The 21,745-nt window shown below is 65.1% G+C and carries 19 protein-coding genes; 10 read left to right on the top strand and 9 right to left on the bottom strand.

Annotation, left to right across the window (positions count from 1 at the left end):
* Positions 1-950: YeeE/YedE family protein (locus AAG821_RS17565; protein WP_341916364.1), on the bottom strand; the 950-nt coding region annotated here is incomplete at its 3' end.
* A 115-nt stretch (positions 951-1,065) separates the two neighbouring features.
* Between AAG821_RS17565 and AAG821_RS17560 the strand changes: the two genes are divergently transcribed.
* The 4 genes from AAG821_RS17560 to AAG821_RS17545 all read left to right on the top strand — a co-directional run bounded on the left by AAG821_RS17560 (position 1,066) and on the right by AAG821_RS17545 (position 3,113).
* On the top strand, positions 1,066-1,290 hold the full coding sequence (locus AAG821_RS17560; protein WP_341898325.1) for a sulfurtransferase TusA family protein: 225 nt from the start codon (positions 1,066-1,068) through the stop codon (positions 1,288-1,290).
* A 95-nt stretch (positions 1,291-1,385) separates the two neighbouring features.
* Positions 1,386-1,595 (top strand): hypothetical protein, encoded by a 210-nt coding sequence (locus AAG821_RS17555; RefSeq protein ID WP_341910758.1) that lies wholly within the window; start codon positions 1,386-1,388, stop codon positions 1,593-1,595.
* On the top strand, positions 1,592-2,020 hold the full coding sequence (locus tag AAG821_RS17550; protein WP_341910755.1) for an SPOR domain-containing protein: 429 nt from the start codon (positions 1,592-1,594) through the stop codon (positions 2,018-2,020). Before AAG821_RS17555 ends, AAG821_RS17550 begins: the two co-directional genes overlap by 4 nt.
* A 172-nt stretch (positions 2,021-2,192) precedes the next feature.
* A complete protein-coding gene (locus tag AAG821_RS17545) occupies positions 2,193-3,113 on the top strand; it encodes a hypothetical protein (RefSeq protein ID WP_341910753.1) in 921 nt (306 codons plus the stop codon).
* Between the two features lies 1 nt (position 3,114).
* Here AAG821_RS17545 and AAG821_RS17540 read toward each other — a convergent pair whose 3' ends face one another.
* Both AAG821_RS17540 and gltX read right to left on the bottom strand, forming a co-directional pair.
* Positions 3,115-3,666 (bottom strand): alpha/beta hydrolase, encoded by a 552-nt coding sequence (locus AAG821_RS17540; RefSeq protein ID WP_341910751.1) that lies wholly within the window; start codon positions 3,664-3,666, stop codon positions 3,115-3,117.
* Positions 3,666-5,069, bottom strand: coding sequence for a glutamate--tRNA ligase (gene gltX, locus AAG821_RS17535; RefSeq protein WP_341910748.1), 1,404 nt, complete (start codon positions 5,067-5,069; stop codon positions 3,666-3,668). The genes AAG821_RS17540 and gltX overlap by 1 nt, the downstream gene beginning before the upstream one ends.
* Positions 5,070-5,219: 150 nt before the next feature.
* On the opposite strand from gltX, the gene AAG821_RS17530 reads away from it, so the two are divergent.
* The gene (locus AAG821_RS17530) at positions 5,220-7,400 is read left to right on the top strand and encodes a ComEC/Rec2 family competence protein (protein WP_341910746.1); all 2,181 of its coding nucleotides are present in this window, start codon (positions 5,220-5,222) and stop codon (positions 7,398-7,400) included.
* Between the two features lie 50 nt (positions 7,401-7,450).
* Here AAG821_RS17530 and lexA read toward each other — a convergent pair whose 3' ends face one another.
* The gene (gene lexA / locus AAG821_RS17525) at positions 7,451-8,197 is read right to left on the bottom strand and encodes a transcriptional repressor LexA (RefSeq protein ID WP_341910744.1); all 747 of its coding nucleotides are present in this window, start codon (positions 8,195-8,197) and stop codon (positions 7,451-7,453) included.
* A 353-nt stretch (positions 8,198-8,550) separates the two neighbouring features.
* Here lexA and AAG821_RS17520 point away from each other — a divergent pair, with 353 nt between their 5' ends.
* Complete coding sequence (locus AAG821_RS17520) at positions 8,551-10,857, top strand: methyl-accepting chemotaxis protein (protein ID WP_341910742.1); 2,307 nt, start codon at positions 8,551-8,553, stop codon at positions 10,855-10,857.
* Here the strand turns inward: AAG821_RS17520 and AAG821_RS17515 are convergent.
* Positions 10,827-11,339 carry an O-acetyl-ADP-ribose deacetylase gene (locus tag AAG821_RS17515; protein WP_341910740.1) on the bottom strand — a complete coding sequence of 171 codons (513 nt, stop codon included), beginning with the start codon at positions 11,337-11,339 and terminating at the stop codon, positions 10,827-10,829. The genes AAG821_RS17520 and AAG821_RS17515 overlap by 31 nt on opposite strands.
* Positions 11,340-11,476: 137 nt before the next feature.
* Here AAG821_RS17515 and AAG821_RS17510 point away from each other — a divergent pair, with 137 nt between their 5' ends.
* The 3 genes from AAG821_RS17510 to AAG821_RS17500 all read left to right on the top strand — a co-directional run bounded on the left by AAG821_RS17510 (position 11,477) and on the right by AAG821_RS17500 (position 14,708).
* Positions 11,477-12,874: a divergent polysaccharide deacetylase family protein gene (locus tag AAG821_RS17510; RefSeq protein WP_341916363.1), complete on the top strand. Its 1,398-nt coding sequence runs from the start codon at positions 11,477-11,479 to the stop codon at positions 12,872-12,874.
* 126 nt (positions 12,875-13,000) lie between these two features.
* A complete protein-coding gene (locus AAG821_RS17505; RefSeq protein WP_341910737.1) occupies positions 13,001-14,323 on the top strand; it encodes a sulfite oxidase in 1,323 nt (440 codons plus the stop codon).
* Between the two features lie 22 nt (positions 14,324-14,345).
* Positions 14,346-14,708: a hypothetical protein gene (locus tag AAG821_RS17500; RefSeq protein ID WP_341910735.1), complete on the top strand. Its 363-nt coding sequence runs from the start codon at positions 14,346-14,348 to the stop codon at positions 14,706-14,708.
* Positions 14,709-14,726: 18 nt separating this feature from the next.
* Here AAG821_RS17500 and AAG821_RS17495 read toward each other — a convergent pair whose 3' ends face one another.
* A complete protein-coding gene (locus AAG821_RS17495) occupies positions 14,727-15,617 on the bottom strand; it encodes a methyltransferase domain-containing protein (RefSeq protein WP_341910734.1) in 891 nt (296 codons plus the stop codon).
* A gap of 99 nt (positions 15,618-15,716) precedes the next feature.
* On the bottom strand, positions 15,717-16,436 hold the full coding sequence (locus AAG821_RS17490; protein WP_341910732.1) for a DNA-3-methyladenine glycosylase I: 720 nt from the start codon (positions 16,434-16,436) through the stop codon (positions 15,717-15,719).
* 198 nt (positions 16,437-16,634) lie between these two features.
* Between AAG821_RS17490 and AAG821_RS17485 the strand changes: the two genes are divergently transcribed.
* Positions 16,635-18,275 (top strand): ATP-binding protein, encoded by a 1,641-nt coding sequence (locus tag AAG821_RS17485; protein ID WP_341910730.1) that lies wholly within the window; start codon positions 16,635-16,637, stop codon positions 18,273-18,275.
* Between the two features lie 3 nt (positions 18,276-18,278).
* Here AAG821_RS17485 and trpE read toward each other — a convergent pair whose 3' ends face one another.
* The gene (trpE, locus tag AAG821_RS17480) at positions 18,279-19,799 is read right to left on the bottom strand and encodes an anthranilate synthase component I (RefSeq protein ID WP_341910728.1); all 1,521 of its coding nucleotides are present in this window, start codon (positions 19,797-19,799) and stop codon (positions 18,279-18,281) included.
* Between the two features lie 18 nt (positions 19,800-19,817).
* Complete coding sequence (locus AAG821_RS17475) at positions 19,818-21,722, bottom strand: SurA N-terminal domain-containing protein (RefSeq protein WP_341910727.1); 1,905 nt, start codon at positions 21,720-21,722, stop codon at positions 19,818-19,820.
* Positions 21,723-21,745: the final 23 nt, after the last annotated feature.

The raw sequence follows: 21,745 nt of genomic DNA, 5'->3' as shown, positions 1-21,745 counted from the left end.
CAGCCCAGTGCGGTGATGCCACCGATGCCCATCAGTACGCCGCCCAGCAGATGCGAGACTACATCCTGTGCATTGGCGAAGCTCTCGACGCGGAAGCTGCCATCCAGCTTCGCCATCAGGAAGGCGCCGAGGATCACGCCGCCCACGGTGCTGACGCCGAAATCCAGTGTCGCGCCGGTGAAGGTCATCAGATACTGCAGCGCATAGCCGATCGGCGCCACGAAGGTCATAGAGACCAGCGGTGTCGGCTCGAACTCGTCGGCGCCGAGGATGCCGGTGGCGGCCCAGCCGCCGACGATTACCAGGCCGATCACAAGGCCGGCGGCAATCAGGATCGGATGCCGGCGGAAACGCGCATCCCTGAACACCCAGAGCAGCAGCGCGGCGGGGATCACCAGTCCCAGCACCCAGCGCAGGCTGCGCGCATTCAGGCCAAAGCCGGGGCCAATCAGATCGGGCAGCGTCTGGCTTGCAAAGCCGCGCGATTTCAGGTCGATCACCGACCAGCCTTCCAGCCACAGCCGCGCCGGACCGATCAGGCCGCGCAGCGTGGCGTAGCCGGCGATGCCGATCATCAGCACCACCAGCAGGGATTTCAGGTTGCCCGCACCCAGCCGCACCAGCGTGCGGCTGCCGCAGCCACCGGCCTGCACCATGCCAAAGCCGAACAGCAGCCCGCCGATGGCCGCGCCGAGCCAGCCCAGATTGGTGCCGGCATAGATCGAGGTGTTGAGGTCGATCAGCCCAGCCAGCTGCAGCAGCTGGCTGCCCAGCATGGCAACGGCAATTGCCAGCACCCAGCTGCGCAGGCGGTTGGCATCGTTCATCAGCACCATGTCGCTGATCGCGCCCATGGTGCAGAAGTTGCTGCGCTGAACAATGGCGCCGAATACGACGCCCAGGATCAGGCCGGCGATATTCACGAGGTAAGGCAGGGGCAGGGCAGTCATGGCGAACGAATTTTATGTGTTTATGATGAGATTGCAGGGGAGTATAGGATTTACATTTACGATGTGAAGTATTATATTAATTAACGATTATATTTGTTAAATCTGCGGAATTCCCATGACCCAGACCCTGGATGTCAAAGGCCTGAACTGCCCGTTGCCGGTGCTGAAGACCAAGAAGGCGATGAAAGCCGTGCCGAAAGGCGATGTGCTGACCGTCGAGGCCACTGATCCCAACACCATGCGCGACATGGTCGCACTCTGCGAGGCCTCGGGTTTTGCGCTGGTGTCGGCCCAGGAGCGGGACGGGGTGTTCGTGTTCGAGATCCGGCAGGCGGCTTAAAACCGCACCCGTACAAATTCTGTCATTACAACGGGCAGTTGGCGCTGTCCGACGAATGCGCTAGCTTCAGGCCAGCGATTCAAGGTGTTTTCAAAATGGCAAAGTTTTCCGCCCAGGACATCGTGCCGGGCCAGCGTTTCGAGCAACGGCAGGGCTTTATCTGGCGCGTCGCCCGGCTGATCCATTTCCCGGGCGAAGACGCCATGCATGTGCAGCTGATCAACGAACGTGATTCCAGCAGCACCAAGACGGTTTCGGTGAGCGCGCTGCTCGACCGCAACCTGTTCAAGCTGGTCGAAAAATGATGATGCGGCCGGCCTGGCTGTCACTGGCGCTGCTGGCCGCCCTGGCCGCCTGCGCCGATGCGCCGCCGCCGGTGACCGCCGCGCCCGAGCCGGTCATTTATGTGGCGCCGCCCGCCGTTGTTGAGGCGCCCCCGCCACCCGCACCCGTGGTGACGCCCCCGCCGGTGCTGCGCTTTGCCGGCCATGTTGCCAGTTACAAGTCGCTGGCCGAGGCCGAAGCGGCCTGGCCGCGCCTCGCCGAGCGGGTTCCGGCCCTGAAAACCGCCAACCGGCGGTATGTCGAGGTCGATCTCGGTGGTCAGCGCGGCAAGGTCGTGCGCCTGCTGGTGGGCGGTTTCCCCGATCGGGCAGAGGCCCTGGCCTACTGCCGCAGCCTGCGCGGCAGTGCGCTGTATTGCGCCCCGCACGACCTGCCGGCGGGCTGACGCGTTAACCAAATATCCGCACCAGTTATATTTTTGTGACCAATGTGACCTGCAGTTGTGGGTCTTATTGTTGGATTCACTATTTTCTGCCAAAATTAGGTCAGATTTGGTGACGTAGATTCCCTGCACCCCAGACAGTGAATCCCAGAAACAGGACGGCGCGAGAAACGCGGTGAACCAGGTACTCAAACCGGTTGTTCAGGAAACCCTGAAACTGGTCGGCGTGGTCGAGAGCCAGAGCCGTGAGCTGCTTGCCTTTTGCCAGAACGAGCAGAATCTGTCCGCCAATTTCTCCGACTACAAACGCTTTGTCGAAAAGATGGAGCATTTCTATGTCTTCGTGGATCTGGTTGATGGCCGCATCCCGGAATTCGATGAGAGCAAGCAGAAGCCACTGCGCAAGCATCTGTCGAAGATCCGTTGGAAGATCACCATCCTCGAACTCGACACCACGCGCATTTATCTGATCAACATCACCCGCTCGGGCCGACGCCTGCCGCTGGGCAGCCGTGAATTCCTGATGCGTCGGCTGGATCGCCTGAGCGAGATCGCGCAGTACTACGATCGCTTCGGCGAGGAATACGATCTGAATCCGCCGGTAAGCGAAGAGTTGATCGAGGCTGTGCGCAAGCTGCTGCAGCAGGGGATCGAATCTGCGCCGAAGCTGGAGGAGTTCCAGCCGACGACGGCGCCGAAGCGCTCGGCGACGCCGTCGGGCGCCTCGGCTGGCAGCAGTGGATCATCATCGATCACCCTGCCGGCACAGCCAGCTGTACCCGACCTGGCGATGGCGCAGCGCGCGGCTGCGCAAAATCCGCTGATGCCGAGCCTGCCGGCCAAGCTGAACGTCAAGGAGCAGTGGGGCCGCTTCTTCGTCGAGAAGGGGTCGATCGTTGCCGTGTCGCAGGCCTGCAAGATGGCGGCGATGTCGCTCGACCAGCTTGCCACCCGCATCGGCGTCACCCGCGTGGCGCTGACGCTGATGCTCAGCGGTCAGGATCCGATGCCGCGTCCGGCGATGGAAAAGCTGCAGCAGTTCATGATGGACCAGGCCCGCCTGTCGCAGCAGACCGAACTGCGCCGCCGGCTCTGATTTAGCCGGCCGTCTTCAGCAATTCTTCCAGCAGCGCATAACCGAACGGCCAGTCGCCTAGATTGGACGTGCTGTTGATATGGCCCAGTGCGCCGGCCTCGACACAGCGCGCATGCCAGCGCGAAGCGAAATGCCGGGCGCGGGCGATATCGACAAACGGATCGTTGCTGCTCGCCACCACGATGGCAGAGCAGGCAAAGCGCGCCAGCGGCATCGGGCGGAAGCCGCGCGTCTCAGGCGGCGTGTGGCTGTCGGAATCGACATCGGCCGGTGCCACCAGCAAGGCGCCGTGCAATTCCTGCTCATGCCGCTCCACCCAGTGCGCGACCAATGCGCAGGCCAGGCTGTGTGCCACCAGCAACGGCGGCGACGGGCAGGCATTGATGGCCGCATCCAGCCGCGTCAGCCAGTCGGCGAAATCGGGATGGTCCCAGTCGGCCTGCTCGACGCGGGTGAATTCCGGGTGCTTGTGCTGCCAGGCGCTCTGCCAGTGCGCGGGCCCGGAATTGCCCAGGCCCGGCACGATCAGAACCGGTGGCCGCAGCGGCGGCATCAGCCCGCCGCGTCGCCCAGGCGGGCGAGGGTTTCTTCGCGGCCCAGCACGGCCAGCACGTCGAAAATCGGCGGCGACACCGTGCGGCCGGTCAGCGCGGCGCGCAGCGGCTGTGCCAGCTGGCCCAGCTTGACCTGCTGGGCTTCACTCAAGGCGCGGATCGCCGCTTCGGTATCGGTGGCGGTCCAGCTGGACACCGTGCCCAGGGTTTCGATCATCGTCTTCAGCCGCGCTTTTGCTGTGTCATCCAGATGCTTCTGGGCGGCGGCATCAGGCGCGATCGGGCGCGCGGCAAACAGGAACTGCAACGCCTCGGTGATCTCGTTCAGATCCTTGGCACGCTCCTTCACCGCCGGCAGGATCGCCGTGATCTGCGCCTGCTCGGCCTGGTTCGCCTCGCGGCCGAGCTTTTTCGCAATGAAGGGCAGCACGGCCTGCAGCAGCTCATCGTCGCTGCTGTGGCGGATATAGTGGCCGTTCACGTTGTTCAGCTTGGCGAAATCGAAACGCGCCGGCGAGCGGCCGACATGCTCGAGGTCGAACCATTCCAGCGCCTGCTGGGTCGAGATGATCTCGTCATCGCCATGGCTCCAGCCGAGCCGCAGCAGATAGTTGCGCATCGCCGCGGGCAGGTAGCCCATATCGGCGTAAGCTTCCGTGCCCAGCGCGCCATGGCGCTTCGACAGCTTGGCGCCATCGGGCCCGTGGATCAGCGGGATATGTGCAAAGTCGGGCACGGCGAAACCGGCGGCGAGATACAGCTGGGTCTGCCGCGCCGCATTGGTCAGGTGGTCGTCGCCGCGGATGATATGGGTCACGCCCATGTCATGATCGTCCACCACGACCGAGAGATTGTAGGTCGGCGTGCCATCGGAACGCAGGATGATCAGGTCGTCCAGCTGCTCGTTCTGGAAGGTGACATCGCCCTGCACATGATCCTTGATCACGGTGCTGCCGGTCTGCGGCGCCTTGAAGCGCACGACAGGCTTCACGCCGGCCGGCGCATCCTTGGCATCGCGGTCGCGCCAGCGGCCGTCATAGCGCATCGGCTTGCCGGCGGCCTTGGCCGTGTTGCGCATCTCTTCCAGTTCTTCGGGCGAGCAATAGCAGTGATAGGCCTTGCCCTCAGCCAGCAGCTTGTGCGCCACCTCGGCATGGCGGTTCATGCGCGCGAACTGCATCACCGGTTCGCCGTCCCAGTCGAGCCCGAGCCACGTCAGGCCCTGAAAGATCTTCTGTACGGCATCCTCGGTGGAACGCTCGCGGTCGGTATCCTCGATACGCAGCAGGAAGGTGCCGCCATGGCGGCGGGCGAACAGCCAGTTGAACAGCGCCGTGCGGGCGCCGCCAATATGCAGGTAGCCGGTCGGCGAGGGGGCGAAACGGGTGACAATCTTGGTCATCTGGCAATCCGGGGGACAATGGAAGCAGGGTTTTAGCATACGGGCGCAGGCGGGCAAGGCACGTTCCCGTTTTGCACGGATTGGCGCCGGCAGGGCCGGTATGCAGTGATTTCCGCCATGGCGGCGCCCGGTTCATTGCTTGACTGGCACATGCTCCGGCAGCGGGTCGCGGCCGGTGTGGTCGCCGGCTGGCGCGACCTGCGCAGCTTCGACGCCATCGCCACCCTGCTGGCCGAACGCGAACGCTGGTTTCTCTGGCTGCCGGCCATGCTGGGCGGTGGCATAGCGGTGTATTTCCTGCTGCCGGCCGAACCGCCGCTGCTGCCGCTGCGGCTCGGCATGGTGGCGGTTGTTCTGGCGCTGCTGCTGTTCGGCCGCGCGGCCGCCTCTCGCATGCCTTTGCTGCTGCTGCTGGCCGTGCTGGGCGGCGTATGGCTGGGTGCCGAACGCAGCGCCGCCGTGTCGGCACCGGTGCTGTCCCGGCCGAGCGGTGCCGTCTGGGTCGAGGGGCGCATCCTGGAAGTCGAGCCACGCGACAAGGGACATCGCCTGCTGCTGGATGATCTGCGTCTCGGTGGCTTGCAGGAACCGGAAACGCCGAAACGCATCCGCATCAGCCTGCCGCGCGATGGTGCCGACCTGTGGCCGGGCGAACGGCTGCGCGTGCGCGTCATGCTGCTGCCGCCGCCGGAACCGGCGATGCCCGGCGCCTTTGACTTCGCGCGCCATGCCTGGTTCCGCCAGATCGGTGCTGTGGGCTATGCGATCTCGACGGCGGAAGCACTGCCGGCCGATGAAATACGCGACTGGACAGAATCCGCCACGCTCTGGCTCAGCGCGCTGCGGCAGGACTGGACGCGACGCATCACCGCACAAACGGAAGGTGGGGCCGGTGGTGCGATTGCCGCTGCGCTGATGACCGGCGTGCGCGGGCCGATCCCCGACAGCATTGATGCCGCCTTCCGCGATTCAGGGCTGGCTCATATCCTGTCGATCTCCGGCCTGCATCTGACGCTGGTGGCCGGCCTGCTGTTTTTCCTGGTGCGGGCGCTGCTGGCGCTGCATCCGCAACTGGCTTTGCATTATCCGATCAAGAAATGGGCGGCGCTGGCCGCGCTGCTGGGTGCCGTCGCCTACACGCTGCTGTCAGGCGCGGCGCTGCCCACGCTGCGCGCGTTGGCGATGATTGCACTGGCGCTGCTGGCCGTGATGCTGGATCGCCGCGCCATCACCCTGCGCGCCGTGGCCTGGGCTGCCCTGCTGCTGCTGGTGCTATGGCCGGAAAGCCTGCTCGATCCCGGCTTCCAGATGTCGTTCGCCGCCGTCACGGCACTCGTTGCCGCCTTCGAGCATCTGGCGCCGAAACTCACGCGCTGGCGCAGCCAGGCCAGCCCGCTGCAGATCGCATTGCTCTGGCTTGGCGGCACCATGGCGGCGAGTTTCGTTGCCGGTCTCGGCTCGTCGCTGTTCGCCGCCTATCATTTCAATCGCGTGGCCGATTATGCGCTGATCGCCAATTTGCTGGCGGCGCCGCTGGTCGATTTCATCATCATGCCGTTTGCCGTTCTGGCCTTTCTGCTCATGCCGCTCGGGCTGGAGGCGCTGGCACTCACGCCGATGGTCTGGGCCGTCGATCTGCTGATCGCGCTGGCGGTCTGGGTCGCCGGCTGGCCCGATGCGGTCGGCACGGTGCCGGCCATGCCGCTCTGGGGCATCGCGGGAATCACACTGGGCGGTTTGTGGCTCTGCCTGTGGCAGCGGCGCTGGCGCTGGCTCGGCGTCATTGGGCTGGTGCTGGGCACTGCCTCGCCCTGGCTGGTGACGCAGCCGGATTTTCTGGTCAGCGCCGATGGCCGGTTGCTGGCGGCGCGCGCCGCTGAGAATGGGCGCTTCTATTTCTCAAGCGCCAGACCGACCGGCTTCATGGCCGAAACCTGGTGGGAGCGGCTCGGTTCGCCGCCGCTCTATCCCTGGCCGGCGCTGCGCCGCAATGACACCGAAGGCCGCGCCGGCGCCGATGGCAGCCTGCGTTGTGATCCCGATGGTTGCGCATGGCGCAGTCAGGGCTTCCTGGTCGCGCTGCCGCGCCAGCCGAAAGCCATCACGCAGGATTGTCGTCATGCCGATGTGGTGATCGCAGCCCAGATGCCGGTGCGCTATCGCTGTCCGGCGGCGAAAGTGGTGATCGACCGCAACGACCTGCGGCGCAGCGGCACCCATGCGCTCTATCTCGATGCCGAACGCGGCATCCGTAGCATCAGCGTGGCGCAGACCCGTGGCCAGCGGCCCTGGGTGGTGGCGCGCGGCCATGACGAGAACCGCGCTGAATAAAAAACGGGGCGCATGACTGCGCCCCGTTTGGCATTTGAAGGTATGCGCTTTTAGTAGCGGCGCAGCAGGCCGACCAGGCGACCCTGCACCTTGACCCGATCCGGGCCGAAGATGCGTGTCTCATAAGCCGGGTTGGCGGCTTCCAGCGCCACCGAGTTGCCCTTGCGGCGCAGGCGCTTCAGCGTCACTTCCTGCTCGTCGACCAAGGCGACAACAATGGTGCCGTTTTCGGCATTCTCGCTGCGCTGGATGATGACGGTGTCGCCATCCATGATGCCGGCATCGACCATCGAATCGCCGGCGACTTCGAGCGCATAATGCTCGCCATTGCCGAGCAGGCCGATCGGCACATCGATCTGCGTGCTCATGTCGCGCAGGGCCTCGATCGGCGTGCCGGCGGCGATGCGGCCATAGAGCGGCAGGGTGACGATGTCGCGGGCATTATAGGGGCTGACGCTGACCGGCGTGCCGGGCATCGGCGCATTCGGGTTGCCCTCGACCACGCGCGGCATCAGGCGGTTGCGCGGGGCGGACGGCCGAGTGGCCGAGGCCCCGATGGCGCCCCCGCGGATCGGTACCGCCGAGTCGGGCAAGCGCAGCACTTCCAGCGCACGGGCGCGATGGGCGAGCCGGCGGATGAAGCCGCGTTCCTCCAGGCCGGTCACCAGACGGTGGATGCCGGACTTGGATTTCAGCTTCATCGCCTCCTTCATTTCCTCAAACGAAGGGGAAACGCCGGAATTCTCCAGCTTTTCGTGGATGAAGATCAGCAGGTCGTGCTGCTTGCGGGTCAACATGGCAAGCCTCCTCGGGTCAGGGGCGCTGCGCAGCCCGGGTGAGTCGGGCGAAACAGAGAAGCGCAGCAGGGAACGAATACGAAACCTGCAAATGTTCTAATGAGGTTCCCGATACGGGTCAAGTATTTTTCCACAGGCTGAGTCATATACCTTGTAGGTAGAACGAACCCAGCCTCCCATTAGTAGAGGCGTGGCACCGCCAAGGTCGCCTTACCGGCGCATAAACCCTCGCCCCATCCCCCTTTACGCTGCCGGCAGTGCCGGTAAATATATGAGATAGAACAACAAGCCACGCTGCCGGGATGGGTAAGCAGTGGCAGACGGCCGAGAACGGTCAGTCAGGGGAGGACATTATGGGCATCCGGCAGAAGCTGAATCTTGCCATCGGTGTGCTGGCCGCACTGACATTGCTTTCAAATGTGATCGGCGGCCTGTTCTTCGGCCGGGTGCAGGGCAGTTACGCCGGCATCACCAGCACCAACCTGCCAGCGGTGATCACCGCCCTCAATCTGTCTTCGCTGAGTTCCGAACTCACCGCCGGTGCCCCGGTGCTGGCCAGCGCGGCCAGCGATGCGGAGCGCGAGAAGGCGCTGGCCGACCTCAAGGCCAAGCAGGAACGGCTGATGCAATCGGTCGAGACCGTGAAGGCGGCCTCGGGCGAGAGCCAAGCAGAACAGATCGCCGAGATCGAAAAATCGGTCGGCATGCTCAATACGATGGTGGCGCAGATCAACCGCTCGGTGAATGCGCGCTTGGGGTACGCGCAGCAGCGCGAGGAATTACAGAGCCGGCTGAGTGCCGACTACATTGCGTTCCAGGCCCTCATGCAGCCGTCACTGGATCGCGCTATCTACGAACTGCGACAGCCGAATGCGAAACCTGAGACCGCTGATGCGGCCAATGCCCTAATCGCGGCGGGCAATGCACTCAACCAGCTGGTCGCCACGCTGTCAGTGGCGGCGCAGGCGCCGAACAATGCCGAACTCGACAAGCTGTTCGCCGAATTCACCAAGCTGAACAGTACAGCGCTGGAAGAACTCGACTGGGCCGGCAAGCATTTCGATATCAGCGAGCTGAAAAGCACGGCCGGCAAACTGCTGGGCTATGGCCAGGGTTCCGAAAGCATGTTCGGAGTCCGCCGTGGCGAGATCCGCACCGTGACCACGGCCGGCTTGGCGCTCACCCAGGCGCGCAACGCGTCGGCCGAATTGTCCACCAAGGTGGATGCGCTGGTCTCGGCCGCGACCGAAGCCGCCGACCAGGCTGCGGCCCAGGCCGGTGGCCAGGCCACCACGGCGCAGGTCGTGCTGGTGGCGATCACCGTATTCTGTCTTGTGATTGCCGGCCTGATCGGCCTGCTGTTCGTCGGGCCACAGATCTCGGCGCCGATCACCCGCATGACCGCCGCCACCCGCCGGCTTGCCGAACGCGACTGGTCGGTGGAGCTGGCGGAAACCAGCCGCAGCGACGAGATCGGCGAGATGGCGCGCGCTGTTGAGGTGCTGAAAACCAACGGTCAGGAAAACGAGGCGCTGCAGCGTCAGGTCGAAACCGATCGCGAAACCTTCGAGCGCGAGCGTAAGGCGCAGGAAGCCCTGCTGGAACAGGCGATCGGCCAGATCGTGTCGGCGGCCACGGCCGGCGACCTGACGCGTCGTATTGACGCCGATGCCTTGCAGGGCGTGATGCAGCGGCTGGGCGGTGGCGTCAATGAGCTGCTCGGTACCGTGGAGAAGGCGCTGAACGATCTGGGCAGCATGCTGGGCGCGCTGGCGCAGGGTGATCTGACCCATCGCATTGGCGGCGGCCATCGCGGCCTGTTCCAGCAGCTCGCCAACGATGCCAATACGCTGGCCGAGAAGCTGGCCGATATCGTCGGTCGCCTCAGCCTGACGGCGGGCAATGTGCGCGACGCGGCATCGGAGATTTCCGTCGGCAGCAACGATCTGGCGCAGCGCACCGAGCAGCAGGCCGCCAGCCTGCAGCGCACGGCCGCGTCGATGGAAGAGATCACCGCCACCGTGCGCCACAATGCCGACAATGCCCGGCAGGCCAGCACTCTGGCGGCGACGGCGCGCGAAACCGCCGATAAGGGCGGCACCGTGGTCGGCCGTGCCGTGGCGGCGATGGGCGAGATCGAAGGCAGTGCGCGCAAGATCGTCGACATCGTCGGCCTCATCGACGAGATCGCCTTCCAGACCAACCTGCTGGCGCTGAATGCCTCGGTGGAAGCGGCGCGCGCCGGCGAAGCCGGCAAGGGCTTTGCCGTTGTCGCGCAGGAGGTGCGTGGGCTGGCCCAGCGCTCGGCCGATGCCAGCAAGGAGATCAAGGCGCTGATCTCGGCGTCCAATAGCCAGGTGCGCGATGGTGCCAAGCTGGTGAATGAAGCCGGCGGCAGCCTGACCGAGATCGTCGATGCGGTGAAACGTGTGGCCGGCATCATCGAGGAAATCTCGATTGCCAGCCAGGAGCAGGCATCAGGGCTGGACGAGATCAACGACTCCGTCACCCAGATGGACGAGATGACCCAGCGCAACGGCGCCCTGGTCGAACAGACCACCGCGTCGGCACAGTCGCTGGCCGATCAGGCCAAGGAACTGGCGGCCTCGATCACCTTCTTCCGGCTGGATCAGGGCGCGGAGGCCAAGGCGGCGGAATAAACCGCCGCCACTTCGGCCGAGAAGCAGCAGAACACCACGCGGCTTGGCGCAGGCTGCGTTGCCAGCCAGGCCTGCACTTCGCGCACCGCAATCGCGGTGGCAGGTGCCAGCGGATAGCCATAGATGCCGGTCGAGATCGCCGGGAAGGCGATGCTGCCCAGACCGTGGTCGCGGGCCAGCGCCAGGCTGTTGCGATAACAGCGCGCCAACAGCTCCGCTTCGTTGCGGCTGCCACCGTGCCAGACCGGGCCGACCGTGTGGATCACATGGCGGGCGGGCAGGCGGTAGCCCCGCGTGATCCGTGCTTCGCCGGTCGGGCAACCGCCCAGATCGCGGCATTCCGCCAGCAATGCGGGGCCGGCTGCACGGTGAATCGCACCATCGACTCCGCCGCCGCCCAGCAGGCTTTCATTCGCCGCATTGACGATGGCATCGACAGCGAGGCGGGTGATGTCGCCGGTGACCACGGATATGCGCTGCATCGCCGCATTTTAACACGCTGCCGAGTCGGTTCGCGCCGGTGTTTTTACGTTTCCCTAACCATGGCGAAACGACAATGCCGGCAAGGCGTTGCAGCTGTGGTCTTGCCGCCTCCGCCATTATCGATTAACCGGTGCAGATGAGCGATCCCGTCCTCAAGCTGAAGCCGCGTCGCGCTGCGACGGCCCAATCCGCTGCCGGTGCCTATGGCGCCTCGCAGACGCGTGTCTTGCCGGGCCAGCCGATGCCCGGTCAGCCGATGCCTGGGCAGTCTGCGCCGGCTGCTGCAGTCAAACCCCGCAGTTTCCTGGCCGTGAACTGGCCGCTGATGACGGCGGCTGCCGCGCTGCTGGCCGGTGGCGTGGTCATGGGCATGGTGGTCGGCAATGCGCCGCGTCCGCAGCCGACGGCCACCGTCGCTCTTACAGCGTCCGCTGCCGTGCCGCCTGTCGTTCCATCGCCTGGTGCCACTGCACCGGCGACACCGGCCACGGCCGCCGCGCAGCAGGGCTGGCGTCCGATTTCCGAACTGGCACAGCAGGTGGCGGTCGCGCTGCCGCCGGCCCCTGAGTTGCCGAAGCTCGAGCCGGAGCCGGCCGTGGCCGTTGCGCCGCCGCCGGTCGTTGAGGTCGAACCTGTCAAAGCCGAACCTGCTCGGCCTGAATCACCCAAGGCCGAAACCGCCAGGATTGAATCGAAGGCTGTTGCGCCGCCGCCGGTCGCCAAGAAAACCACGGACAAGCCGGTGCAGCTGACCGCCGCGCCGGTGGCGCCGCCGGCCTTTGGGCGACCCGCCGGCGAGGGCGCGGTCCCGGCCTGGCGCGCGCGCGCCGTGGCGCCGCCGGCCGGGGCCCGGCCGCCTTATGTCGCTTTCCTGATCGACGATGCCGGCCTCGACCGCAAGGGCACCCAACGTGCCATCAATCTGCGCGGTCCGGTGACGCTGTCGTTCATGAGCTATGCCAGCGACCTGTCGGAGCAGAGTGCCGCCGCCCGTGCTGCCGGCCATGAGGTGATGCTGCATCTGCCGATGGAGCCGCTGGATGTGAAGCGCAACAATCCGGGGCCGAACGCGCTGTATGTGGATCTCGACGCTGCCGAACTGCAGCGCCGGCTGGCCTGGCATCTTGATCGCTTCAGCGATTATGTCGGCGTCAACAACCATATGGGCAGCCGCTTCACCGCCAATGCCGGCCGCATGGGCCAGGTGTTGGACGAGATCGGCCGCCGCCAGGTGTTCTGGCTCGACAGCCTTTCCGGCCCGAACTCGGCAGGCCCGGCCCTGGCGCGCCAGCGCGGCCTCGATGCCGCCGAACGCGACCTGTTCCTCGACGACGATCGCTCGCCCGGCATCGGCCATGAACTGGCGGCGATGGAACGCATCGCGCGGGCGCGCGGCGATGTGATCGCCATCGGCCATCCGCATGGCAGTACGCTGACCGCGATGGAAAACTGGATCGCCACGGCGAAGGAGCGGGGCTTTACCCTGGTTCCGGTCAGCACCGTGCTGCTGCGGCGGCAACAGCAGGAACGCTGACGCGGTTTTGCTGCACCGCACCTTTCACACAAGTTAACTGTTTATTCGCGTGACATCTCCCCCTGCCTTCGGGCAGGCTGCACATAGCCGTGGCGACAGACCGCGGCATGAGCTGGGAGAAACGCCATGGGAATGCGCAGCAAGGAACGCGGCCTTTTCGAACTCTATCGCGATGACCCGGAACGCGCCGATGCGCTGGTATTCAACCGTCGCGGCATCCTGAAGGGCGGCGCGCTGGCTGCCATGGGCGCAGCCGTGGGCGGTGCCATTCCCTTCAGTGGCAACATGCCGAGCGGTTTTATCCCTGCGGCACTGGCGCAGGGTGCGGCGGCCGGCGCGGCACCGAAGATCCTCAAGATGGACGGCAAGGCCGATCTGGTGATCCTGGGCGACAAGCCACTGGTGGCCGAGACGCCCGAGCATCTGCTGAACGATGACATCACGCCGAACGACAAGATCTTCGTGCGCAACAACGGCATGGTGCCGGATGCCTTCGCCGGCGATCCGAACAGCTGGGCCCTGACCATCGATGGTGAGGTCAACACGCCGCTGAAGCTGACCCTGGGTGAGCTGAAGCAGAAATTCAAACCGGTGACCTATGCCCTGCAGATGGAATGCGGCGGCAACGGCCGCGCCGCCTTCGAGCCCAAGGCCAGTGGCAACCAGTGGGGCAACGGTGCGATCTGCAACGCGCGCTGGACCGGCGTGCGGTTGAAAGACGTGCTGCAGGCCGCCGGCCTGAAACCCGGCGCCGTCTATACCGGCCATTACGGTGCCGACCCGCATTTGTCAGGCGATACCAGCAAGCCGGCGCTCAGTCGAGGCGTGCCGATTGCCAAGGCGATGGACGATCACACCATCATTGCCTTTGCCGTCAATGGCGGCCCGATCCCCAACATCCACGGCCATCCGCTGCGCATCATCGCGCCGGGCTGGCCCGGCTCGACCTCGCAGAAATGGCTCAACCGCATCTGGATTCGCGACAAGGAACATGACGGCCAGGGCATGACCGGCACCAGCTATCGCGTGCCGATCAAACCGATGGTGCCGGGCGACAAGGCCGATCCGAAGAATTTTCGTATCCTGGAATCGATGCCGGTGCGCTCGATCATCACCAACATCGCCAATGGCACGGAACTTAAGGCCGGCACGCGGCTGGTCGGTCTGCGCGGCCATGCCTGGGCCGGCGAACACAGCGTCAGCGATGTGCAGGTCTCGGCCGATTATGGCCAGACCTGGCGCAAGGCCAAGGTTGCCAAGCCGGCCAACAAATATGCCTGGCAGACCTGGACCGCGGAGCTGACGCTGCCCAGCGAGGGCTATTACGAATTGTGGGTGAAGGCGACCGACAGCACCGGCCGCAGCCAGGGCCATGCGCCGGGGCACTGGAATCCGCAGGGCTATAACGGCAATGCGATGCATCGCGTCGCCGTGCTGGTGCCGGCCTGAGCGTGGCGGAGACAGGGCACCGATGAAGTTTGCTTATGCCGCCGCTTTGGCTGCGGTGCTGCTGGCCCTTGCGGTCGGTGGCACCGTCATTGCCCAGACGCAGCCCGAACGCGAGCCGGAAGAACCGACCGTGTTTCCCGATGGCCCGCACCGCGACGAGGTTTTCTACTTCTGCACCGCCTGCCACGGCTCCGATCTGGTCCGCGCCCAGGGTCACAGTCGCGAACGCTGGGCCGAGGTGCTGCAGATCATGGTGGAAAAGCACAACATGGCTGAGCTTGACCCGGACGAACTCGCCTTCACGCTGGATTACCTGGCGAAGGCGTTTCCCCCCAAGGGGCGGGCTTACAGCAACCCGTTCCTGAACCGGAAAAGCGCTAACTGAGGCGCAGAAGGATCGCTTTTACAGGCGGGTGAGGCGGTAGGCGCGGGCGGGGGTGAACTTGCCGGCCTCGATGCGGATCGTGCCTTCGATATGGTCGGAAAACGCAAACAGCCCTGTGGCGCAGTCACGCAGATAGGCATCCGACTGGCTGTAGCGACCGCTCTGGGTCAGTTTGAAACCGGTCTCGCCGGTTTCCACCGTGAAGAGGAAACTGCCGCCCGGCTTCAGCCGGGTGGCCACCAGCCGGAACAACTCGGCCACATCGCCGATATAGATCAACGTATCGGCCGCGAGCACCGTGTCGTAGCTGTTTTCCGGCATCGCACCCAGCACCGCATGGGCCTCGCCATGATGCAGGTCGTCGTAGATGGCACGCCGCCGGGCCTGGTTCAGCATCCCTATCGCCAGGTCGATGCCGTCGAGCCGGCTCGCATAAGGCGCAAACGGCAGGCCGCTCAACCCCGTGCCACAGCCGATATCGAGAATGGCGCGGCTCTTGTCCTCGCACCAGTCGGCCCGCAGCGCCAGGCGGCGCAACATGTCGGGACCCTGATAGGCGAGGCGCGCGAGGTGGTTGTCGAAATTGGCCGCATAGGTGTTGAACAGCCAGATGACGTAGCTCTCCGGCGCGCGCGCCGATGTCGTACCGCTGAGCGAGTCGAGCAGGTGGTTGACCACGCCGGACTGCGGCGAGAGATCGCGGGCACGATACAGGCTGGCAATCGCGGCAGAGACGCGCTGCTGGTCGATCTGGCTCAGCGCCAGGCCCAGCCATGAGATCGGCCGGGCTGGCGCCTTCAGCACCGCGCGGGCGAAATAGCTCTCCGCCTCGGCATGGCGGCCGGCATCGCGGGCATCGATGCCGCGCTGTTCCAGATGCACTGCCTGCAGGTCGGGATCGTGTTGCATCCCGGCAGGCTAGGCTTCTCACTGCATACAAACCATTAATTTAATCGGATTTCTTTTTTGGGTGGTTTACACCCCGGTAACCATACCGGGCCGGAAAGCCTAGTTTTCGTCGCCCATGGCCTGCTGCAATCTGGCGGGATCGTAATTCTCGCCGATCGACATGGCGCAAATCCGCGAGATATGCATCAGCGGCAGGCCGCTTTCCGACTGCCATGCGGTGAATTGGGCCTGGATTTTCTTCCAGTCGCCCTTCGATGTACCCTTGTCGGTCAGTTCCAGTCCGGCATCGCGCAGGCAGAGCAGCACGTCCCGGGATACGATAAAACTGTCTTTGCCGAGGAAACGGATCAGGTATTGCCCGGTATTGCCGCCTAGGCGGGAGCCGCGCTTAGCCAGCAGATCCAGCAGGCCGATCTGGTCTTCGGCCGGCCAGGCGGCGAGCAGCTTGCCGAAGCTGCCATGTTCCTTGGCGATATCTATGACGAACTGGGCATTGTCGCGCACACTGCGGATCTTCTGCGGGTTGCGCACGATTCTTTTGTCGGAGGCCAGCTTCTCCCAGAACTCGTCGGGCTTGTGCACCAGCTTGCGTGGCTCGAAGCCCTGGAAGGCGGTTTCGAAACCGTCCCACTTGTTCTCGATCACGCTCCACACGAAACCGGCGGAGAAGACGCGCTTGGCCATCTCGGCCAGCACACGGTCGTCCTTCAATTTCGTCAGTGCCTTCTGGTCGGGGACTTTCGGCAGCAGCTTTTTCAGCGCCGCCGCGCCTTTGCGTTTCTCGGCGCGGGCACGGATGGTTTTGAATGCAGTCGGCATGGTTGTAGCTTGGGGCTTCAGGTTGCGATGCAGGCGGATGAAATATTCAGTTGCCGGAGATTATCGTTGCTGACCATACTTTCTACCTGACAGCGTGTCAGCAGCTATCGGGCGACGACCTTGGACTCCAAAGCCATCACGAGCGCCGGCCGAATGGGGGCCGTCTTGAGATCCCCGCGCAGGCTGCTGCTTATCCTCATGGCACTGGTGCTGATGGTCGCCTGGGGCGTTACGGCTGTCGCAGTGCTGGGCGACCGGGAACGCATCTACCGCTCCGCCAGTGCCGAAGTGACCGGGGCGATCCCGGTCCTGCGCCTGCATGCGCGCCGCAGCATGGATACAGCTCATGCCATTCTGGTGGCGATCGACGAAGCCCTGCAGGTGGGTGGAGATAGTGTCGACCTGAATCGCCTTAGCGATCTGGCGGTCAGGATGCAGAGCAGCGACGAAGATCCCATCGGCATTGCCATCATCGACAGCACCGAGCGCCTGATCCAGATCGAAGGCAATCGTGGCAATGTCTTTGTCGGAGACCGTGAATACATGGCGGCGATCCGCGGAAAGGCTCCGGGCGAGCTGCATATCGGCGAACCGCTGTCGAGCCGGACCAGCGGTCGCGCCGTGATCCCCATGGTGATGGTGGCGCGCAGCAATGCGGCCCATGTCGGATTCATTCTCGCCGCGATGCCGGTTGCCAGTTTTGAGGAAGCCTATCGCGACCTGCTGATTTCGGCGCCATCGGCCATCGGCCTGGCCCGCAATGACGGACTGGTGCTGCATCTCACGCCGGATCCGAAGGGACGGGTCGGCAAGAAGCTGCCTGGTTTCGACCTTGAGGCGCTGCGACAGCGTTATGCTCCGATGACCGCCTTCGACCAGGACCGGACGGCGGATCTGGGGCTGCGCATCATCGCCAGCTATGCGATGGTCGAGCCTTATCCGGTCGTGGTGGTGGCCGCGTTGCGCGAGCAGTCGCTGCGGGAGTCATGGCATGCCGCGACCTGGCCGAAACTGGCCGCGCTGGTGACCGGCACAGCCATTGTCGTGGCGCTGACGGCCTGGCTTTTCGTACTCATGTCGCGGCGCGATGCGGCGCTGAAACGCGTGACCGAGGCATTGATCGAAGTGGATACGGCAAACCGCGCCAAGCGTGACTTCATGGCGCGCATGAGCCATGAGCTGCGCACGCCGCTGAATGCCATACTCGGTTTCTCGGAACTGATCTCGGGCGCCATGGTCGGGCCGCTGGCCAAGACCTATCAGGATTACGGCCGCGACATCCATCGCAGCGGCGATCATCTGCTGGGGATGATCAACCAGGTGCTCGACATCACACGTATCGAGGCCGGGGTGCTGAAGCTGGAACTGGCGCCGGTCGAACTTGAGGCCATGGCCGAGGAGGTGACGGCCATCCTGCGCCCGCTGGCCAATGCGCGGGACATCAGCATCCGCTTCGAGATCGACCCGGAGGCCCGCCGCCTGATGGCCGATCCGATGATGCTGCGGCAGATGCTGCTGAACCTGATCTCCAACGCGCTGAAATTCAGTCCGCCGGGCCAGTCGGTGACCGTGGTGGCGCGGGCGGCCGAAGGCGGGGTGGCGCTCAGCGTTCAGGATCGCGGCCCGGGCATCCAGCCTGACAAGCTGCCACATCTCTTCGAGCCATTCGGCAGCGGACAGTCGATGCTGGCCGATCAGAATGCCGGCCTGGGGCTGGGGCTGCCGATCGTGAAGAAGCTGCTGGAAATGCATGGCGGCGAACTCAGCATCACCACCGGTCCCGATGCCGGCACGGCCATCACGCTGCAGTTTCCACCGGCCAGCCGTCTCGCGGCCTGAGGGTTACTGCCCGCGGCCGGTACGGCTGGCGTAGCGCTCGGCCTCTTCGGCGGCGCGGATCAGCGCCTTGGCCTTGTTAACGCATTCGACATGTTCCGACATCGGGTCGCTGTCGGCGACAATGCCGGCGCCGGCCTGCACATACATGGTGCCGTCCTTCACCAGTGCAGTGCGCAGCGTGATGCAGGTGTCCATGGTGCCGTTGGCGGAGAAGTACCCCACGCCGCCGGCATAGAAGCTGCGGCGCACCGGCTCCAGCTCGTCGATGATTTCCATGGCGCGTACCTTCGGCGCACCCGATACCGTACCGGCCGGGAAGCCGGCGAACAGCGCATCCAGCGCATCGAATTCGGGGCGGATCTTGCCCTCGACATTCGACACGATGTGCATGACATGGCTGTAGCGTTCGATCTGGTTGCGCTCGGTCACCTTCACGGTGCCGATCTGCGCCACGCGGCCGACATCGTTGCGGCCGAGATCCAGCAGCATCAGATGTTCGGCACATTCCTTCGGATCGTTCAGCAGATCGTCGGCGAGCGCCTGGTCCTCGGCCGGCGTTGCACCGCGCTTGCGCGTGCCGGCAATCGGCCGCACCGTCACGGTCTCGTCGCGCAGGCGCACCAGAATCTCAGGGCTTGAGCCGACCAGGCAGGGGCCGCCGAGATTGAGGTAGAACATGAACGGCGAGGGATTGGTGCGGCGCAGGGCGCGATACAGCGCAAAGGGCGGCAACCGGAAGGGCAGGCTGAACCGCTGTCCGACCACGACCTGGAAGGCATCGCCGGCGGCAATATATTCCTTCGCCTTGCGCACCATCGTCATGTAATCGTCGGGCGACATGTTCGACTGCGGCTCGGGCAGGGCATCCAGATCGGCGATCTGGTCGCGCACCGCACCCAGCGGCCGGTCGAGATCGGACACGATGTCGGAGAGGCGCTCGCTGGCCAGCGCGTAGGCAGCGCGGGCATCCATGCCGCCCTGTGGCCGCACCGGCGTCACCACCGTGATCATGTCGAGCACGGAATCGAAAATCGCCATTACGGTCGGGCGCATCAGGATGCCGTCCGGCAGCCCGAGCGTATCCGGGTTGTTATCCGGCACCTTCGGCTCGATCAGGCGCACCATGTCGTAGCCCATGAAGCCGACGATGCCGGCGGCCATCGGCGGCAGGTTCACCGGCAGGTCGATATGGCTTTCGGCCAGCAGCTTGCGCAAGCTTTCAACGGTCGGCTCGGCACAGGGCTCGAAGGCACTCTGGTCGAAGCGGGCCTTGCGGTTGATCTCGGCCTTCTGGCCCTGGCAGCGCCACAGCAGGTCAGGTTTCAGGCCGATGATCGAATAGCGGCCGCGCACGGCACCGCCCTCGATCGATTCCAGCAGGCAGGACCACGGCCGCGTATCCGCGAGCTTGAGGAAGGCCGAGACCGGCGTTTCCAGATCGGCCACCAGCTGCGTGGAGAGCACCTGGGCCTCGCCCGCCATGTAACGCTGGGCGAAGCTGGCATAGTCGGGCGTGATCTTCATGGCTGGCTGTTCAGGCCTTTAGAAGTTGGCGGCGCGGGCGCGTGCCGCGGCATTGACGGTGACGCCGATTTCCTTCTGCAGCTGCTGTTTATACTGCTGCACCAGATCCTGGGTCATGCCGCCGGCCAGCTGCTGCGTGGTCTGGTCGCGCTGGCGCGCGACGAGCGCGGCATCGGGTTCCTCGATGCGCGACAGGCGCGCAACGATGGCGCCGCCGGCCACGGCAGCCGCCGGGCCGGTGACGATCTCGCCCACCTGCTTGGCACCGAACAATGCGCCGAGCAGGGCCGGGGAGAAGTTGCGTTCCGCCGGCTGGCCACCGCGCACCACCGGCGCGCTCAGCTGCACGGTGGTGCCGATGCCGGCCGCCTCGCGGCTCATCTCGCCGCCAGAGCGCAGGCGCTCGGCGATCTGCTTGGCGCGTTCGGTGGCGGCCTCGGCTCGGGTGCGCTCGGTCAGCGCGGCAACCACCTGGGCCTTCACCTCATCCAGCGGCTTCAGCGCGGCCGGCTGGATCGCGGTCACCTTCAGCACGATCAGGCCGCCTTCGGGGCGATCGATAATGCCCGGCTCGGCTTCGGGGCTGAGTTCAAAGGCCTCGGTCAGCAGCGCCGGCACCTTGGGCAGGGCTTCGGCCGGCTTGCCGGCGGCATCGCCGCCCTGGGCATCGATGGCGGCAACCTGCTGCACCGGCTGGTTCTGCAGCTTGGCGATTTCGTCCAGCGTGGCGCCGCCGGCGATCTGGTCGTCGATCTGCTGGCGCAGCTTGACCATGCCGTCGATGGCCTTGCGCGTGGCGACCTGCTGGCGCAGTTCGGTCTTGGCATCCTCAAAGCTGCGGGTGTTGCCGGCCTGAATTTCGGTGACGCGCAGCAGGTGGAAGCCGAAGGGCGAGATCACCGGCTCGCTCACCTTGTCTTTTTCAGCAGCGAAGGCGGCATTGGCAATCGCGGCCGGCAGTTCGGCCTTGGTGACGATGCCGAGCGAGAGATCTTCGGGCTTCAGCTTCTGGGTACGCGCGGCCATGGCGGCAAAGGCCTCGCCCTTGGCAATCGCCTCATAAGCGGCCTTGGCCTCGGCCTCGGTGGCGAACACCACCTGTTCGATGGCGCGCTTTTCTGGCGTGATGTAGCTCTGCTGGTGGGAGTCGTATTCGGCGCGCAGCTCGGCGTCGTCGACCGCCATCACGGCGGCGCGCTGGGCGGCGGTGATGTCGATCCAGGCCAGGCTGCGGCGCTCGGGTGCGGTGAAGGCAGCCGGGTTGGCCTTGTAAAACTCATCGACCTGCGCATCGGTCGGCGCCGCCGGTGCCGGCAGTTTGGCCGGATCGATCACGATGTATTCGGCGAGGCGACGCTGCAGGCGATAGCGCAGCACCACGTCCACCATTGGGGCCGGCGCGGCCACCACGCTGCCGAACAGGCTGCCCAGCAGCTGGGTACGGGCGATATCGTCGCGCAGCAGGGCAACCAGCATGCCCTCGCTGTAGCCCTCGTTGCGCAAATACTGTTCGAAGGCGAGGCGGTCGAACTGGCCGGTCATGCCCTTGAAGGCCGGCGCATTGAAGATCATGTCGCGCACCTGCGCGTCGCTGACGCTGAGGCCGATCTTGCCGGCGGCCTGCACATAGAGCTTGTCTTCGATCATGCGGTTGAGCGCAGTCTCGTCGAGGCCAAGCTGGCGGGCCTGCTCGGTGCTGAAAGCAGGACCGAACTGGCGGCGCAGCGCGTTGACCTCGCGGCGCATCGCCTCTGAGAATTCGGTCTGGCCGATGCTGCTGGAGCCCACCTTGGCGACATCACCGCTGTTGCCGAAGCCGGAGACATAATCGGCGACACCCCAGATGGCGAAACTGAACACCAGGAGAATCATCAGACCCTTGGCAATCCAGGACGCGGCGCCGGAACGCATCTGCTGCAGCATGTAACCACCTAAAAAGCGAAGCG

Origin of the sequence: Ferrovibrio terrae (assembly GCF_943372915.1) — a bacterium.
In the GTDB taxonomy this organism is placed as follows: Bacteria; Pseudomonadota; Alphaproteobacteria; order Ferrovibrionales; family Ferrovibrionaceae; genus Ferrovibrio; species Ferrovibrio terrae_A.
The sequence above is the reverse complement of the archived record's forward strand: the minus strand, read 5'-3'. Positions and strand labels throughout refer to the sequence as shown.